This is a genomic window from Hymenobacter sp. DG01 (genome assembly GCF_006352025.1).
Lineage (GTDB): Bacteria > Bacteroidota > Bacteroidia > Cytophagales > Hymenobacteraceae > Hymenobacter.
Genome location: NZ_CP040936.1, coordinates 1,809,693 through 1,824,344 on the forward strand (window position 1 = coordinate 1,809,693; position 14,652 = coordinate 1,824,344).

General features: G+C 57.6%; 16 protein-coding genes. 8 read left to right on the forward strand and 8 right to left on the reverse strand.

Annotated elements, in window-relative coordinates:
• From gldA to FGZ14_RS07755, 3 genes are all read right to left on the reverse strand, one after another.
• Entirely contained in the window at positions 1-909 is a 909-nt protein-coding gene (gene gldA / locus FGZ14_RS07745; RefSeq protein WP_139922999.1) for a gliding motility-associated ABC transporter ATP-binding subunit GldA, read from the reverse strand.
• A 52-nt stretch (positions 910-961) separates the two neighbouring features.
• The gene (locus FGZ14_RS07750; RefSeq protein WP_139923001.1) at positions 962-1,333 is read right to left on the reverse strand and encodes a four helix bundle protein; all 372 of its coding nucleotides are present in this window, start codon (positions 1,331-1,333) and stop codon (positions 962-964) included.
• A 98-nt stretch (positions 1,334-1,431) separates the two neighbouring features.
• On the reverse strand, positions 1,432-2,124 hold the full coding sequence (locus FGZ14_RS07755; RefSeq protein ID WP_139923003.1) for an SDR family oxidoreductase: 693 nt from the start codon (positions 2,122-2,124) through the stop codon (positions 1,432-1,434).
• A gap of 10 nt (positions 2,125-2,134) precedes the next feature.
• Here FGZ14_RS07755 and FGZ14_RS07760 point away from each other — a divergent pair, with 10 nt between their 5' ends.
• A complete protein-coding gene (locus FGZ14_RS07760; RefSeq protein WP_180754532.1) occupies positions 2,135-2,914 on the forward strand; it encodes a GIN domain-containing protein in 780 nt (259 codons plus the stop codon).
• Positions 2,915-2,927: 13 nt separating this feature from the next.
• Here the strand turns inward: FGZ14_RS07760 and FGZ14_RS07765 are convergent, their stop codons facing one another.
• The gene (locus tag FGZ14_RS07765; RefSeq protein ID WP_139923007.1) at positions 2,928-3,638 is read right to left on the reverse strand and encodes an SDR family oxidoreductase; all 711 of its coding nucleotides are present in this window, start codon (positions 3,636-3,638) and stop codon (positions 2,928-2,930) included.
• Between the two features lie 102 nt (positions 3,639-3,740).
• On the opposite strand from FGZ14_RS07765, the gene FGZ14_RS07770 reads away from it, so the two are divergent.
• Together FGZ14_RS07770 and FGZ14_RS07775 are read left to right on the forward strand one after the other, a co-directional pair.
• On the forward strand, positions 3,741-4,472 hold the full coding sequence (locus tag FGZ14_RS07770) for an ABC transporter permease (RefSeq protein ID WP_110977447.1): 732 nt from the start codon (positions 3,741-3,743) through the stop codon (positions 4,470-4,472).
• Positions 4,473-4,538: 66 nt separating this feature from the next.
• On the forward strand, positions 4,539-5,348 hold the full coding sequence (locus FGZ14_RS07775) for an ABC transporter ATP-binding protein (RefSeq protein WP_110977446.1): 810 nt from the start codon (positions 4,539-4,541) through the stop codon (positions 5,346-5,348).
• Between the two features lie 213 nt (positions 5,349-5,561).
• On the opposite strand, the gene FGZ14_RS07780 is transcribed toward FGZ14_RS07775, so the two are convergent.
• The 4 genes from FGZ14_RS07780 to FGZ14_RS07795 form a co-directional block, all read right to left on the reverse strand.
• The gene (locus FGZ14_RS07780; RefSeq protein ID WP_139923009.1) at positions 5,562-6,104 is read right to left on the reverse strand and encodes a YfiT family bacillithiol transferase; all 543 of its coding nucleotides are present in this window, start codon (positions 6,102-6,104) and stop codon (positions 5,562-5,564) included.
• Positions 6,105-6,245: 141 nt separating this feature from the next.
• A complete protein-coding gene (locus FGZ14_RS07785) occupies positions 6,246-6,869 on the reverse strand; it encodes a bifunctional nuclease family protein (RefSeq protein ID WP_139923010.1) in 624 nt (207 codons plus the stop codon).
• 200 nt (positions 6,870-7,069) lie between these two features.
• Positions 7,070-8,047, reverse strand: a complete 978-nt coding sequence (locus FGZ14_RS07790; protein WP_139923012.1) for an electron transfer flavoprotein subunit alpha/FixB family protein — start codon at positions 8,045-8,047, stop codon at positions 7,070-7,072.
• A gap of 112 nt (positions 8,048-8,159) precedes the next feature.
• A complete protein-coding gene (locus FGZ14_RS07795) occupies positions 8,160-8,897 on the reverse strand; it encodes an electron transfer flavoprotein subunit beta/FixA family protein (protein WP_139923014.1) in 738 nt (245 codons plus the stop codon).
• A 74-nt stretch (positions 8,898-8,971) separates the two neighbouring features.
• Here FGZ14_RS07795 and FGZ14_RS07800 point away from each other — a divergent pair, with 74 nt between their 5' ends.
• The 5 genes from FGZ14_RS07800 to FGZ14_RS07820 all read left to right on the forward strand — a co-directional run bounded on the left by FGZ14_RS07800 (position 8,972) and on the right by FGZ14_RS07820 (position 14,531).
• A complete protein-coding gene (locus tag FGZ14_RS07800) occupies positions 8,972-9,313 on the forward strand; it encodes a tetratricopeptide repeat protein (RefSeq protein WP_139923016.1) in 342 nt (113 codons plus the stop codon).
• A 105-nt stretch (positions 9,314-9,418) separates the two neighbouring features.
• Positions 9,419-10,096, forward strand: a complete 678-nt coding sequence (locus FGZ14_RS07805; RefSeq protein WP_139923018.1) for a response regulator transcription factor — start codon at positions 9,419-9,421, stop codon at positions 10,094-10,096.
• A gap of 88 nt (positions 10,097-10,184) precedes the next feature.
• Entirely contained in the window at positions 10,185-11,534 is a 1,350-nt protein-coding gene (locus tag FGZ14_RS07810; RefSeq protein ID WP_180754533.1) for an ATP-binding protein, read from the forward strand.
• Positions 11,535-12,026: 492 nt separating this feature from the next.
• Positions 12,027-13,313, forward strand: a complete 1,287-nt coding sequence (locus tag FGZ14_RS07815) for a TolC family protein (RefSeq protein ID WP_139923022.1) — start codon at positions 12,027-12,029, stop codon at positions 13,311-13,313.
• 123 nt (positions 13,314-13,436) lie between these two features.
• Complete coding sequence (locus FGZ14_RS07820) at positions 13,437-14,531, forward strand: efflux RND transporter periplasmic adaptor subunit (protein ID WP_139923024.1); 1,095 nt, start codon at positions 13,437-13,439, stop codon at positions 14,529-14,531.
• Positions 14,532-14,652 lie beyond the last annotated feature (121 nt).

Here is a 14,652-nt window from a genome sequence, read left to right on the forward strand (position 1 = left end):
TTATTTTGTCAGTGACTGGAATACTTGCTCCAAGCTCTGTTCTTCCTGCCGCAAGCCCAGCAACACCCAGCCTTGCTGAGCCGCCAGGCGGGAAATGGCGCCGCGCTGGTCGGTGCCGCCTTTCGCCTGGATGCGGTAGATGTTGCCTGCTTCGGCCTCTACCCTATTGATGCCCGGCAAAGCCTGCAGCGGTGCTACCTCAATAGGTTCCTCAAACTCAGCGCGGATGATGGTTTCGCCAGCGGCGCGGGCGCCCAGTTCCGCTACCGGCGAGTCGGCCACCAACTGGCCGCGGTTGATGATGACGGCACGGCTGCAGAGGGCAGCGACTTCGGGTAGGATGTGGGTGCTGAAGATGACCGTTTTGTCCTGACCTAGTTCCCGAATCAGGTTGCGGATTTCGCCAATCTGGTTGGGGTCGAGGCCAGTGGTAGGCTCGTCGAGAATAAGAACGCCGGGGTCGTGGATGAGAGCCTGGGCCAGTCCCACCCGCTGACGGTACCCTTTGGAGAGGGCCCCAATTTGCTTGTTCTGCTCGCGCCCCAGGCCTACCCGCTCTACCATCTGCTGCACCCGCTGCCGACGCTGGCTACCCTTCAGCCCGTGCACGGAGCCAATGAATTCGAGGTACTCATGCACGTACATATCCAGGTAAAGTGGGTTGTGCTCGGGCAGGTAGCCTACCCGGCGGCGCACTTCCAGGGGGGCCGTCTGCACATCGAAGCCATCCACCACCACCGTGCCCGCCGAGGGGGGCAGGTAGCCGGTGGCAATTTTCATGGTCGTGGATTTTCCTGCTCCGTTCGGCCCCAGAAAGCCCAGGATTTCGCCCTTGCCCGCTGTGAAGCTGATATTGTTCACGGCCGCCTGGGTGCCGAAGGTTTTGGTAAGCTGCTGAACTTCTACCATAGTTGAGTTGCCAGTTGCCAGTTTTCAGTTGCCAGTTTGTGTTAAGCAAGATTTACTGGGTACTCGGCGGTAGTTCTTGAAAGTAATTAATGAATCCGCTGAGCATCCGCCGACACTCCACCAGCAGGGCTACGGCATCATCAAAGGCGGCCTGAGAAAGATATTGTTGGTCCAAAGAAATGTAAAGCTGCGTTTCCAACTCATATAAGGAGCCGCGAGCTATGAAGAACAACTGTAGCGAATCACGAGCATGGTTACGACCACATCCTTCTGCCAAGTTGGAGGGAACAGAAACCGCGCACCGCCGCATCTGGCTGGCTAACCCAAAGACTTCTTCCCAAGGAAAGCCGCGCGTGAGCTGATAAACCAGATTCGCTAACGCTCGGGCTTTCTGCCAAACACCGAGCTGCTTATAATCCTTCATTTGTGCGTTGTCAGTAACCCAGATTCAAGGCAAATGATTCTTAACGCAACAGCCATACACTCTCTGCTCCTGACAACTCACAACTGGTAACTGGCAACTCACTTCGGTTGAGTAGGCCGCATCTGCAGCTCCGAAATCATGACGGTTTGCGGGGCTTCCAGGGCATGGATAATGGCGGCGGCAACGTCTTGGGGTTGCATCTTGTGGGGGTTGGGCTCCTGTCCGGGGGTAGCCCCGTTGAAGTTGGTTTCCACCGAACCCGGCATCAGGCAGGTTACCCGCACGCCATCGGGGCGCACTTCCTTAAACAGGGCGTCGGAGAAGCCCCGCACCGCATATTTAGTAGCGCAGTACCCCGCCAGATTGGCCGAGCCGGCCGTGCCCGCCAGAGAAGCCACGTTGATGATGTGGCCCTCGCGCTGCTTTTTCATCTGGGGCAACACCGCTTTGGTGCAATAGAACAGACCGTGCACGTTGGTATCAAACATAGCGTGCCATTCTTTGGATGAAAAGCCATCTACGGGACCAAAATTGCCAATACCAGCATTGTTGACCAGTACATGAATTTCCTGCCCCAACTCGCGCTGCGTGTTCATGAAGGCTTCCTGCACGGCAATTTCGTTGCGGATGTCGCACTCGAAAAACTGAAACCGCTCGTGCCGCAGGCTTTCCGGCGCGGTGCGGCCCCAACCCGCCACCACGGCTCCGCGCGCCAGCAGCGCCTCGGCCGTAGCCAGCCCAATTCCTTTGCTGACACCTGTGATAATGGCTACCTTGCCGCTTAGGTCCATAGCTGTTGTGATGTCTTGGTTTGAAAGTTGGGTGCAAGTTAGCGCCCCCTGGCGGCTTTTACGTGCCGTGGCGGCCGGAGTGGCGGTAAGCCTCACATTATCTGCCTGCCAGAAGGAAAATGAGGCCGGGTGTTTCACCAGCACGGGCAACATCGTGACGGAGCGGCGCGCCCTACCCCCTTTTCGCATCTTAACCACCAACGACAATGTGCGCGTAACCCTGGTGCAGGACTCGGAAACGTACGCCGAGGTGCGGGCCGGCAAAAACCTGCAGGACGACATTCGGCTCGACGTGCAGGACGGCCACCTGATTATCCGCAACACCAGCCGCTGCAACTGGGTGCGCCGCTACAATACTCCCCGCGAAGTAACCCTGCACACCCCCCGCCTCACCGACATATTTCTACGCGGGCAGGCCGATATTCAAACGCAGGGCTCTTTCAAGGCCGACACCCTTTTCGCTCACCTCATCGGCTCCGGCGACTACCACCTGACACTGGACAGCCGCTACCTGGGGATGAGTCAGTATGAGCTAGGCGACATTTACCTCAGCGGCACCACCCAGGAGCTGCACCACACCATTGGCGGCAATGGCAGCTTATATGCTCAGGACCTGATACTCCAGGACCTCTACCTTCAAACCAACGCTGATAGCAACGGGATAAGTCACTGTGCTCCTACCCGCCTGCTTACCGGCAACCACGCCGGGGCTGGCACGGTGTACTACCGCGGCACACCCGAAGCCCTAACCTTACGCATAACGGGCAAAGGCAAACTGACCCGCGAATAAGCCTGATAGCCTTTTACAAGTCGCCTAGCTGGGGCCGGATCAGCAGCTCCTCTACCACGGCCTGCGGTGAGAGGCTGTAGGTCGCGAAAATGGCTTCGGCTACATCCTCGGCTTTGATGAACCGCTCGGCAGGCAGGTCCACGCCTTCCCAGCTGGCGGTGAGGGTAGCGCCCGGCAGCACGGCTGTCACCCGGATGCCGGAGGTTTTGAGCTCTTCCCGCAGATTACGGGTCATACCCAGCAGGGCGTGCTTGGCAATACCGTAGGAGCCTCCGTTGGGGTAGGCGGTCAGGCTGGCCGTGGAGCAGATGTTGAAGATGTGGCCCTGGCCTTGTGCCAAGAGGCCAGGTAGCAGAGCGAGAGTCACATCGTAAGCACTCAGCAGGTTAACGTCCAGCATCTTGCGCAGCTGACTACCGTCCTGGGGCTCATCTTGCAGGCGGCCCGGAATAAAGGAACCGGTGTTGTTGATGAGCACGCCTACCTCGCCCAGGCTTTGTACAAACTCCGTAAAGCGGATGGTTTCTTCGCGCTGGCTCAGGTCGGCGGGTAGCGTGTGCAGCACGGCGCCCGGAACCTGCTCCGCAGCAGCGGCTTGCAGCTCCTGCAGGTCGGCGGCGGAGCGGGCACAGGTAACGACGGGGTAGCCAGCCTGCAGAAAGCGTAACACCAGGGCCCGACCAATTCCTTTGGTGCCGCCTGTAACAACGATATTTTTTTGCATTCCTTTGATTCCTGAAACGGTTTTTACGTAAGCAACTCAGCTCGGCATTCCGCCGGCGGCCTACTGCCGCAAGTTTCCGCTTTTCTTTTCTTTTTCCTCTTTATGGTTAAATCCTTCGGTGAATTCCTGCTCTTCCTGCAGAGCATGCTCACGCGGAAAGAACGGGCCGTGGTATTATGGCAACGCACACTGGATGAGTGCGTTATCATCGGCATCAACTCCATCTTCATCGTCGCCATCGTATCGGCCTTTATTGGGGCCGTAACCTGCGTTCAGATTGCGTACAACCTTACGAACCCCCTGATTCCCAAAAGCACCATCGGCTACATGGTGCGCGAAATGACCATTCTGGAGTTGGCCCCCACCATTACTAGCATTGTGCTGGCTGGTAAGGTAGGCTCCAGCATTGCGGGTGGGCTGGGCACCATGCGCATCACGGAGCAAGTATCGGCACTGGAAGTAATGGGCATCAACTCGGCCTCCTACTTGGTGCTACCCCGCATTCTGGCCTCTATGCTGATGTTTCCGCTGCTGGTGATTTTGGCCATGGCGCTTTCCATCATTGGGGGCTACCTGGCCGGCTCCCTTACGGGCGCGCTGTCGGCCCAGGAGTATATCGAGGGCATCCGCACCGATTTTATTCCCTATAACATCGTCTTCGCCCTGATTAAGTCGGTGGTATTTGCCTTCCTGGTGTCGGCCATTTCGTCGTTTAAAGGGTTTTATACCCAGGGCGGCGCTCTAGAGGTAGGCGCGGCCAGCACCACGGCCGTGAATAACTCCATCATCGCCATTCTGGTGGCCGACTTCGCGCTGGCGGCTCTCCTTCTCTAATTCCAGACGCCGGAAGCTTGGTCCTACGGTTTAGGATCAGGCGTCCGGCTCTCAGCTTTTACACAGATGATTGAAGTTCATAACGTTCAAAAATCTTTTGATGGCAACCAGGTGCTCAAGGGTATTACCTGCCGCTTCGAGACGGGTAAGTGCAACTTGTTACTAGGGGGTTCGGGCACGGGTAAATCGGTGCTGCTGCAGTGCATTGTGGGCCTGATGAAGCCCGACCTGGGCAGCATCACTTTCGATGGCACCGTCTTCACCAACAACAAGGTGAATATCCGCCAGGAAATCCGGCGCAAAATCGGGATGCTCTTCCAGGGCTCGGCTCTGTTCGACTCGATGACGGTGCACGAAAACGTGGAGTTTCCGCTGAAAATGCTGACTCCCGACATGACCCGCGAAGAGCGCCGCGACCGGGTGGAGTTCTGCCTGAAGCGTGTAGGACTAGAAAATGCGGGCACAAAAATGCCTTCCGAAATTTCCGGGGGCATGAAAAAGCGCGTGGGCATTGCCCGCGCCATTGCGCCCAACTGCACCTACCTGTTCTGCGACGAACCCAACTCCGGCCTCGACCCGCTCACCAGCATAAAAATTGACGAGCTGATCTACGAAATCACGCACGAGTACGGCATTACCACCGTGGTAGTAACCCACGATATGAACTCCGTAATTGAAATCGGTGACCATATCATCTTCCTCTACAAGGGCCAGAAACTGTGGGACGGTAACAAGGATGAAATCCTGAATGCCCAGGTGCCCGAGCTCAAGGAGTTCATCTTCAGCAGCAGCCTCGTGCGCGCCGCCAAGAAAGTGGACGACGAAACTGAAGGCGGCCTAGCCGCTGCTACTACCGACGAAGCCATAAACATCTAAGTGATTAACAGCCATCTACCATAGTGAGGAGGCAAGATAACGCCGTCTTCCTCTCTTATGTAACAAGGTTACTAACGTGACAAGCCCCTACCTCCACGCTGGAAGTAAGGGCTTGTCGCATTTTAGGGGGGTAGCACTCTGGTCAGGACATCGTCGTTACCCTCTGATAACTGACAACTCGCAACTGACAACTCGCAACCGACAACTCATTTTCTACCACTGCTCCCGTTTGCGCAGCTCCGTGATGTGGGCCAAGTGGTGGCGGCCGTGCCAGGCGTAGAGTACCAGGGCCTGGTCGAGGGTGAACTTACGCTTGGTTTCGGGGTGGAAGAAGGTGCGCTGCCACTGCTCATCGGTCAGGTTGCGCAGCAGTTTCACCCACCGGATATGCAGAGCCTCCAGCAAAGCCAACGACACGGCCACGGGCGTCGCTTCAATATCGGGCAGTTCGGCCCAGGCGGCCTCGTCGTAGGGCCGAATCGTGGGGTTATCCTCCGTCAGGGCCAAACGAAAGCGGGTGTAGCTATTCATGTGCGAGTCGGGCAGGTGGTGGAGTACCTGGCGCACCGTCCAGCCTTCGGGGCGGTAAGGCGTGTTCAGCTGCTCGGGGCTCAAGCCCAGCACCGACGACCTTACCAGATCAGGGAGGGTAGCAATCTGGGCCATGTAGGCGGTGCGGGCGCCGCGGTCCAGGGGTTCATCGGGCAGTACGGGGTGACCAATGGGGTAGCTCAGGTCGGGGGCAGCAGTGTTCATCGTCAGGAGAAAGGAGATAATAAAGAAGGTGCAAGGTACGCCTACCCCTCTATTTCCGGTGAAGGCATAAAGAGTTGGCGACGGAAAACAAAAATGGCTTCCTGGTGCAGGAAGCCATTTTCTGAAAGTGCGGAGGTAGTATTACCCGTTGCGCTTATTGAGTTCGTCGCGGATTTTGGCGGCCTTCTCGTAGTCTTCACGTTCGAGGGCCTGGGCCAGCATTTTGGTCAGCTCATCCAGAGAAACCTGTCCGCTGGGTTCGCGCGGCTCGGCCGGCTTGGGCGTCGGCTGGTCGTTGTCCTCGTCTTCGTCATCATCGGTATCGTCATCGTCCTCATCGGCGTTTTCGTCGAGGTCCGAAAGAATGATACCGGCTTCGCTCAGCACGCTTTCCACCGTAAAGATGGGCACTCCAAAACGCAGGCCGATGGCAATGGCATCAGAAGGACGAGCGTCGAGCTCGAAGGTGCTGGCGCCATCCGAACACACGATTTTGGAGTAGAACACGCCTTCCTTCAGATCCGAAATCAGGACTTCCAGCACGGCTACGTGCATCTGCTCGGCGAAGGACTTGAACAGGTCGTGGGTAAGCGGCCGGTTCGGGCTGATTTTCTCTATCTGGATGGCGATACTCTGCGCCTCAAACATACCAATGATGATTGGTAAGCGCCGGTTGCCGGTCTTTTCGCCCAGAATCAGGGCAAAGGAGCCCGACTGCGACTGGCTGGACGAGAGGCCCAGAATTTCGAGCGGTATCTTTTTCAAAGGAACTAAGGGACTTAGGGTCTTACGATCGGGAGAGGTAGCACCTGACCGCATGAATGGGTTAGGAAGGCAAGGGAACTGGATGCAAAAGAAACCAATGCCCGCGTATCCGTCTGCATACGGCCAAAAAAGACTTAGGGTCTCAGGAAATTTTCGTCGGCCGCAGCCGAGTCATTTCCTGAGACCCTAACTCCTAAGTCCTAGCTGAGTTCTTTAACGGCCTGGGTCAGTTTGGGCAACACATCAAATACGTCGCCTACGATGCCGTAATCGGCAGCCTTGAAGAACGGCGCCTCGGGGTCTTTGTTAATGACCACAATTACCTTCGACGAGTTCACGCCGGCCAGGTGCTGAATAGCGCCCGAAATACCGCAGGCAATGTAGAGGTTCGGCGAAACAGTGATGCCCGTCTGGCCTACGTGCTCGTGGTGAGGGCGCCAGTCTACGTCCGACACCGGCTTAGAGCAGGCCGTAGCCGCGCCCAGGGCCTGGGCCAGGTCCTCGATGAGGTTCCAGTTTTCGGGGCCTTTCATGCCGCGGCCACCCGATACTACCTTATCAGCCTCAGGCAGCAGAATGCCGCCAGCCTGATCCTGCATTACTACCTGCTTGGGAGCATCGGCAAAGTCAGCGTCAGTTAGCTGGGCCGAGAAGGATACCACCTCAGCGGTTTTGCCAGCCTCGTGCAGGGCCTCGATGGAGTTCTTTTTAACGGCAATGATTTTCCGCTCGCCGTCCAGCTTCACATCGGCAAACGCCTTGCCCGAGAAAGCACCGCGCTTTACCGTGAACGAACCGCCCTCGGTTTTGGGCAGCTCTACTACGTTGGTAGCCAAGCTAGCCTGCAGGCGCACCGACAGGCGCGAGCCTACGGCGGCGCCAATGTTGGAGTTAGCCAGCACAATTACTTTGGCGTCTTCCTGCTGGGCCGCGGTGGCAATCAGCTTGGTGTAGGCACCGTTCACGAAATCTTTCAGGCGGGGCTCCTTGTCGTAGAGCACTTTGGCAACGCCCTGTTCACCCAGCTTGGCCAGGTTGGCTTCGGTAGCCTCGCCCACAGCCACGGCCGTAGCCGTGGTGCCGAGCAGCTGGGCTACCTGGCTGCCGTAGGAAGCCACTTCCAGCGAGGATTTCTTTACCTCGCCACCGTCACATTCAACAACTATCAGTACAGACATGATTTTTTCAATTAAGAATTAAGAATTAACAATTAAAAATGGAGCATTGGAACTGCTACTCTCGCTGTTGAGAGCAATTATTCATTCTTAATTGTTAATTCTTAATTGATATTTAGATGACCTTGGCTTCGTTGCGGAGCAGCTTGATCAGCTCGCCGGCGTTTTCGGCCGGAATGAGCTTCACGCCTTGCTTGGCGGGGGGCAGGGCGTAGGAAGCAACCTCCGTACGGGCACCTTCGCCGGTGGGCTCAACTACTTTCAGGGGCTTGGTGCGGGCCGTCATGATGCCGCGCATGTTCGGGATGCGGGGCTCGCACATCGGCTGCTGGCACGAAGCCACGAAAGGCGCATTCACCTCCACGATTTCCTTGCCACCCTCAATTTCACGCTCCAGGGTAGCGGTGTTGCCGCTCATATCCAGTTTCATAGCGGGAGCCACCGTCGGGATGCCGAGCAGCTCGCCTACCATGCCGTGCACCTGAAAGCCGTTGTAGTCGATGCTCTCCTTGCCCATCAGAATTACATCGTAGCTACCTTCTTTGGCAATGGCGGCAATCTGCTGCGCCACGAAGAAAGCGTCCTTCGGAAAGGCGTTAACCCGGATGGCATCATCGGCACCAATGGCCAAAGCCTTGCGGATGTTAGGCTCGGTATCAGCCTCGCCTACGTTCAATACCGTTACGGTGCCGCCCTGGGCTTCCTTTAATTCGATGGCGCGAGTGAGTGCATACTCATCCCACGGATTAATCACGAACTGCACACCAGCCTTGTTAAACTCCTTATTATCAGGAGTAAAGGTGATTTTGGTGGTCGTGTCGGGCACGTTACTTATGCAAACGAGAAACTTCATCTACGGCTATTTATATGAGAAGAACACGGGGAAAGTCCCAAATTTGGGGCGAAGATACTTAAATCTGCCGCCCCATGGAAACGACACCAAGCCGCTTACAGCAACTCCTGGCCTTCTACCAGGATGATCCGACGGATCCGTTCACGATTTACGCTTTAGCCACCGAATACCGGACCACGGAGCCTCTGCGGGCCATGGAATATTACCAGAAGCTGCTCAATGAGCATCCGGAGTACGTGGGTACGTACTACCACGCCGGCAAGATGCTGCAGCAGCTTGAAAAGCCCGAAGAAGCCGAAAAGGTTTACCGCACCGGCCTGACCGTAGCCCGCCGGGCCGGCCAGATGCATGCCGCCAGCGAGATTCAGCAGGCCCTCAACCAGTTACTCGGCCTCGACTACGAGGATGAAGAATAAGATGGGGGTAGTACGATAAAAGTACTACCCCTTCTTTTCGGTCTAACCTCGGCTAAGTAATTAATCACCCGCCTAGCACTTCTTACTCTTGCGTCACTTTCGGTTATGAAAATATTGCTGGTAGAAGATGAGCCAAAGGTGTCGGCTTTTATCCGGCGGGGGCTGGAGGAGGAAGGCTTTGAGGTGGAAGTAGCCTACGATGGGCGTTTTGGCCGACAACTCGCCCTGGCCCACGCCTACGACCTGATTATTCTGGACGTCATCCTACCCTATTTCAGCGGCCTGGAGGTGCTGGAGGCCCTGCGGGCTCAGGACCAGGAAACGCCGGTACTCATGCTCACGGCCCTGGGCACCACCCAGGATAAGCTCCAGGGCTTTGGCGGCGGGGCCGATGACTACCTCGTCAAGCCCTTCGATTTCCCGGAGCTGGTAGCGCGGGTACGGGCCCTCACCCGCCGCCGGGGCCAACAGGCCAAAGGGGCCGTGCTTACGTTCGAAGATTTGACCCTGGATACCGCCGCCAAAATCGTAACCCGTGCCGGGCAGCCCGTAAAGCTTACGGCCCGGGAGTTTGGCCTGTTGGAGTTGCTGATGCGCCACCCCGGTCGCGTACTGAGCCGTGCTGAGCTGGCCGCCGACGTCTGGGAAGATTCCTTTGATGCTGGCTCTAACGTGGTGGACGTGTACATCAACTACCTGCGCAACAAAGTGGATAAGGCCTTCCCGCAGAAACTGATTCATACTGTGGTGGGTATGGGCTACGTGCTACGGGTACAAGAGTGAAATTATGAGAAGTGAAGGAGTGAGCCTAAATTCTTCTTCGCCTAAAAGCCTTTCATCATTTCACTCATCACCTAATAATATTACCCGCATGACCATCCGCAACCGTCTGACGTGGCTTTTTCTGGGGCTGGTAGCCGTGATTCTGCTGGCGGCCATGACGACGGTGTACATTCTGCAGACCGACTACACCCACGAGGAATTCCGGCAGCGCCTGCACGACCGGGCTGAGGTGACAGGCTACGTGTTTCTGGAGCAGGACGAGCTGCGGGCCGAAGCGTTCCGCGACTTCCAGCGCCGCTACATGCGCACCCTCACCGAGGAAGTGCTGCAGATATATGACAGCAATCTGCAGCCCCGCTTTATTGAGCAGGACGTGCGGGTCAGGATTTCCGACCACATTCTAGCCCGGATTCTCACAGAAAAGGAGGTGTACTTCGAGATTGGGTCGCGCCAGGCGGTAGGCATTTTCTACAGCGACAACCAGGGCAAGTTCATCATCGTGGCCGCTGCCCAAAACCGTTCGGGAGCGGCCCGCCTGGAGTATCTGGGCCTGATCCTGGTCTGCATTTTTGTGGGAAGTCTGGTACTGATTTACGTGGCCGGACGTGTATTTGCCGGCAAAGCCCTGGCGCCCATTGCCGCCGTGAACGACCAGGTGGACCGCATTACGGCCCAGGACCTGCACCTGCGCGTGAACGAAGGCATCAGCCACGAACAGGATGAAATAACCCGCCTGGCCCGCACCTTCAACCGCATGCTGGAGCGCCTGGAAGATGGCTTTGAGACCCAACGCACCTTCGTTAGCAATGCCTCTCATGAGCTGCGCACCCCCCTCACGGCTACCATCGGCGAGCTGCAGGTGCTGCTGAACCGGGAGCGAGAGCCAGCGGCCTACCGCGAGGGGGTGGCCTCGGTGCTGCACGAGCTCCAGCAGCTTAAGCTCTTGATCAATAACCTCCTGGAGCTTACCCAAACCAACCATGGTGCCACCGACGACATCCGGCTGGACGAGCTGCTGTGGGAAGCCCGCGAGGCCGTAGCGCCTGCCCAGCGGCCCCGGCTGCACATTACGTTAGGTAACCTGCCCGAGGATGCGGAGCAACTGGAAATCCGGGGCAACCGCCAGCTGCTCGGCCGGGCGCTGACCAATCTGCTGGACAATGCCCTGAAGTACTCCGGCCCCGAGCAAAACGTAGAGGTACGCCTAGATTACGCCCAGGGTCGCCGCTACATCCGGGTGCAGGACCACGGCATTGGCATCAGCGACAAAGCACTACCCCAGATTTTTCAACCTTTCTTCCGCGCCGATAATGCCCGCGACGTGGTAGGCCACGGCGTTGGGCTGCCTCTGGCCCGCAAGATTATTCAGCTGCACGGCGGAGAGCTGCGCATAACATCCCGGTTGGGAGAAGGCACGCTGGCTGAGATTGTTCTATAAGCTGGCTGCTCATAACGAAGGTTTAGGCCGCTGACGGGGGTAGGACTCCGGCCAGGATTGGTTCGCCGCCAGGATTTTCCTTAGAAAACTCATTTTCTAATGCGTTTCTAATGGGGCTCTAACCGGGCTCTAATAGGAATGGTGTAGGCTTGCCGAACAGCTCAATTTCTTACCGGCAGTGACGGCGGCTTCAGCGCGGACCGCCTACCCCCGGTATTGGCTCCAACCCAAACCTTCCCTTAACCCTTCTGCCATGCTCCCTCCTACCCCCGTTGCTTGCCATTGGATGCGCCTGGCTATGGCTACCTCCCTGCGCGAGCTACAGTTGCCGGCGACATCCGCCCCAGGCCCACACTCCGGGCAGACTGTGGACAGAAGGCCCCGGAAAGCCTTTTTAGAGAAATATTTCTGCTCTAATCCGTTTCTAATCTACCTCTAATTCAGGCCTAATATGGGGGGCGTACTCTTGCATATCCTTACCCCTCACCGGATATGCAACGTCCTTTTTTCCTGCTGCTGGCCGCCTGGCTGCTCAGCTTTTCTGCCCATACCGCTTCGGCCGCCCCACTGGGTGCCGATACGGTACGCCTGACGCTTTCGGAAGCCGAACAGCGCTTCGTCAGCAACAACCTGAGCCTGCTGGCTCAGCGCTACAACGTATCGGCGGCCGAGGCGCAGATTACCCAGGCGCGCCTCTGGGACAACCCTACCATTTCGCTGGAGCAGAACACCTACAACCAGTACACGCGCAAGGTGCTGGATGTAACCAAAACCGGCAACTCCATTGTGCAGGTAGAGCAGCTGTTTGCCCTGGCTGGCCGCCGCAAAGCGGCTACCAACGCGGCACGGCAAAATGCGCTGGTAGAGCAATTTACCTTCGAGGACATGCTGCGCACGCTGCGCTACCAGCTTCGCACCACGTTTTATGACCTCTACTTCAAGCAGCAGAGCGTGAGCGTGTACGACATGGAAGTAGCCAGCTTCCAGCGCACCGTGAACTCATACCAGGGTCAGTACCAGCGAGGTAACATTGCTCTGAAGGAGGTAGTCCGGCTGAAAGCGTTTCTGTTTCAGCTGCGCAACGAGCGCCAGGCCTTGCTCAGCGACATTGCCGCTCAGCAGACCGATCTGCGCACGCTCATGCGCGACACCACTGGCACCTACTACCTCCCCACCGCCGACCCTAACCGCCTCCGTGCCCTGAGCCTGAGCGGCCGCACCGAGCAGCAGCTAATTGACTCTGCACAGACCAACCGCGCCGACCTGAAAGCCCGCCAGGCCGCCGTGCAGGCCCAGGCCCAGAACCTGCGTCTGCAACGGGCCCTGGCTACCCCCGACCTGGCCGTGGGCTACACCTACGACCGCGCCGGCAACTACATCCAGAACTACAACGCCGTCACGCTGGGTATTGCCGTGCCCATCTTCAACCGCAACCAGGGCAACATTCGCACGGCCCAGAACCAGGTGGAAGTCAGCAAGGCGCTGCTGGGCCAGCAGCAGCTGCAGGTGCAGAACGACGTGCAGGAAGCGTGGCGCCTGGCGGGCCAGACGGATGCTCTCTACCAAAGCTCCGACCGCGGCACTTCCGACTTCGACCGGCTGATGCAGGGCATTGACGAGAGCTACGCCAAGCGCAACCTCACGGTGGTAGAGTTCCTGGATTTCTACGAGAGCTACAAAAACAACTTGGTGCAGCTGAACAGCCTACGCGCCAGCCGCCTGCGTGCCTTCGAGCAGCTGAATTACGCCGTGGGTCGCCCGGTATTCAACGCCGAATAGCCCACCTGCTACCCCTGCTGCCGGTCTGAAGTCTTCGGCAACCCTAAAGCCTGCTGCCTTACCCAACATAACAGCCTCGGCCCGCTGCCTGGGCATCCGCCAATCCTTACGCACTCAACCAATATGAACCGCATTGCCGCTTTCCTACCCCTGGCCCTGAGCGCAACCCTGCTGGGCTGCTCGAAATCAGAAGACGCCGCTGAACCCCAGAAAGCCAAGGCCGGCTTTTCACTTTCCGATCAGATGCTGCGGGAGCTGAAAATCGACACGGTGCGCAACGAGCCCGTGCGCAATGAGCTGACGCTTTCGGGCCAGATTGCCACCAACGGCGACAAAACCGTGAAGGTGTACCCGCTGGTGGGCGGCGTGGTGGAGCAGCTTACGGTAGAGCTCGGCGACCATGTTACCAAAGGCCAGGTGCTGGCCGTGATACGAAGCGGGGAAATTGCCGACCTGCAAAACCAGAACAGTACCGCTGGCACCGACCTCGACATTGCCCGCAAGAACCTGCAGGTGCTGGAGGAGCAGTACGCCGCGGGTCTGGCCTCGGAGCGCGACGTGACCCTGGCCCGCAAAGAGCTACAAAAGGCCGCCGGCAACGTGGGCAAAACCCGCAAGCAGATGAACGTGTACGGCGTATCGGCTGATGGCACCTACACGTTGCGCGCCCCCATTTCAGGCTTTATCACGGAGAAAAACGTGACTGACCACATGCAGTTCAACGCTGATAATGTGGGTAACCTGTTTACCGTGTCGAACCTCGAAGATGTATGGATTATGGCCAACGTGTTCGAGTCGGATATCAGCAAAGTAAAGGAAGGCTACGCCGCCGACGTAACGACCCTCTCCTACCCCGACAAGCACTTCCAAGGCCGCATCGACAAGATTTTCAATGTACTCGACCCCGAAAGCCGGGTAATGAAAGTGCGGGTGCGCCTGCCCAACCCGGGCTACCAGCTGAAGCCCGAGATGTACGCCCAAATCAAAATCCAGAACACCGAAGACCAGAAGATGCTGGCCGTGCCCGCCAAAAGCGTGGTGTTTGCCAAAGACCGGCACTTTGTGATGGTTTTCCGCGACCGTCAGCACATTGAAACCCGCGAGGTGCAGGTGGCCAAAACCGTCGGCGATGTGAGCTACGTGGCCTCGGGCCTGCGCGACGGGGAGCGTATCATCTCCCGAAACCAACTGCTGGTGTACGACGAGCTGAACGATTAGATTTTTGGCTTCTGGCTGATGGCTGCCAGCTATTAGCTCTTTCCGCTTCTTCCTACCGAATAACCGGGCTGATTTTTCAGCCGATTGGCTGCGCTTTGCCTTCTGAAAAAGCTCCCAGCTA

Excerpts from the sequence above, each read along its gene's own strand:
- gldA (WP_139922999.1), bottom strand. The coding sequence starts at position 909 with ATGGTAGAAGTTCAGCAGCTTACCAAAACCTTCGGCACCCAGGCGGCC.
- FGZ14_RS07750 (WP_139923001.1), bottom strand. The coding sequence starts at position 1,333 with ATGAAGGATTATAAGCAGCTCGGTGTTTGGCAGAAAGCCCGAGCGTTA.
- FGZ14_RS07755 (WP_139923003.1), bottom strand. The coding sequence starts at position 2,124 with ATGGACCTAAGCGGCAAGGTAGCCATTATCACAGGTGTCAGCAAAGGA.
- FGZ14_RS07760 (WP_180754532.1), top strand. The coding sequence starts at position 2,135 with ATGTCTTGGTTTGAAAGTTGGGTGCAAGTTAGCGCCCCCTGGCGGCTT.
- FGZ14_RS07765 (WP_139923007.1), bottom strand. The coding sequence starts at position 3,638 with ATGCAAAAAAATATCGTTGTTACAGGCGGCACCAAAGGAATTGGTCGG.
- FGZ14_RS07770 (WP_110977447.1), top strand. The coding sequence starts at position 3,741 with ATGGTTAAATCCTTCGGTGAATTCCTGCTCTTCCTGCAGAGCATGCTC.
- FGZ14_RS07775 (WP_110977446.1), top strand. The coding sequence starts at position 4,539 with ATGATTGAAGTTCATAACGTTCAAAAATCTTTTGATGGCAACCAGGTG.
- FGZ14_RS07780 (WP_139923009.1), bottom strand. The coding sequence starts at position 6,104 with ATGAACACTGCTGCCCCCGACCTGAGCTACCCCATTGGTCACCCCGTA.
- FGZ14_RS07790 (WP_139923012.1), bottom strand. The coding sequence starts at position 8,047 with ATGTCTGTACTGATAGTTGTTGAATGTGACGGTGGCGAGGTAAAGAAA.
- FGZ14_RS07795 (WP_139923014.1), bottom strand. The coding sequence starts at position 8,897 with ATGAAGTTTCTCGTTTGCATAAGTAACGTGCCCGACACGACCACCAAA.
- FGZ14_RS07800 (WP_139923016.1), top strand. The coding sequence starts at position 8,972 with ATGGAAACGACACCAAGCCGCTTACAGCAACTCCTGGCCTTCTACCAG.
- FGZ14_RS07805 (WP_139923018.1), top strand. The coding sequence starts at position 9,419 with ATGAAAATATTGCTGGTAGAAGATGAGCCAAAGGTGTCGGCTTTTATC.
- FGZ14_RS07810 (WP_180754533.1), top strand. The coding sequence starts at position 10,185 with ATGACCATCCGCAACCGTCTGACGTGGCTTTTTCTGGGGCTGGTAGCC.
- FGZ14_RS07815 (WP_139923022.1), top strand. The coding sequence starts at position 12,027 with ATGCAACGTCCTTTTTTCCTGCTGCTGGCCGCCTGGCTGCTCAGCTTT.
- FGZ14_RS07820 (WP_139923024.1), top strand. The coding sequence starts at position 13,437 with ATGAACCGCATTGCCGCTTTCCTACCCCTGGCCCTGAGCGCAACCCTG.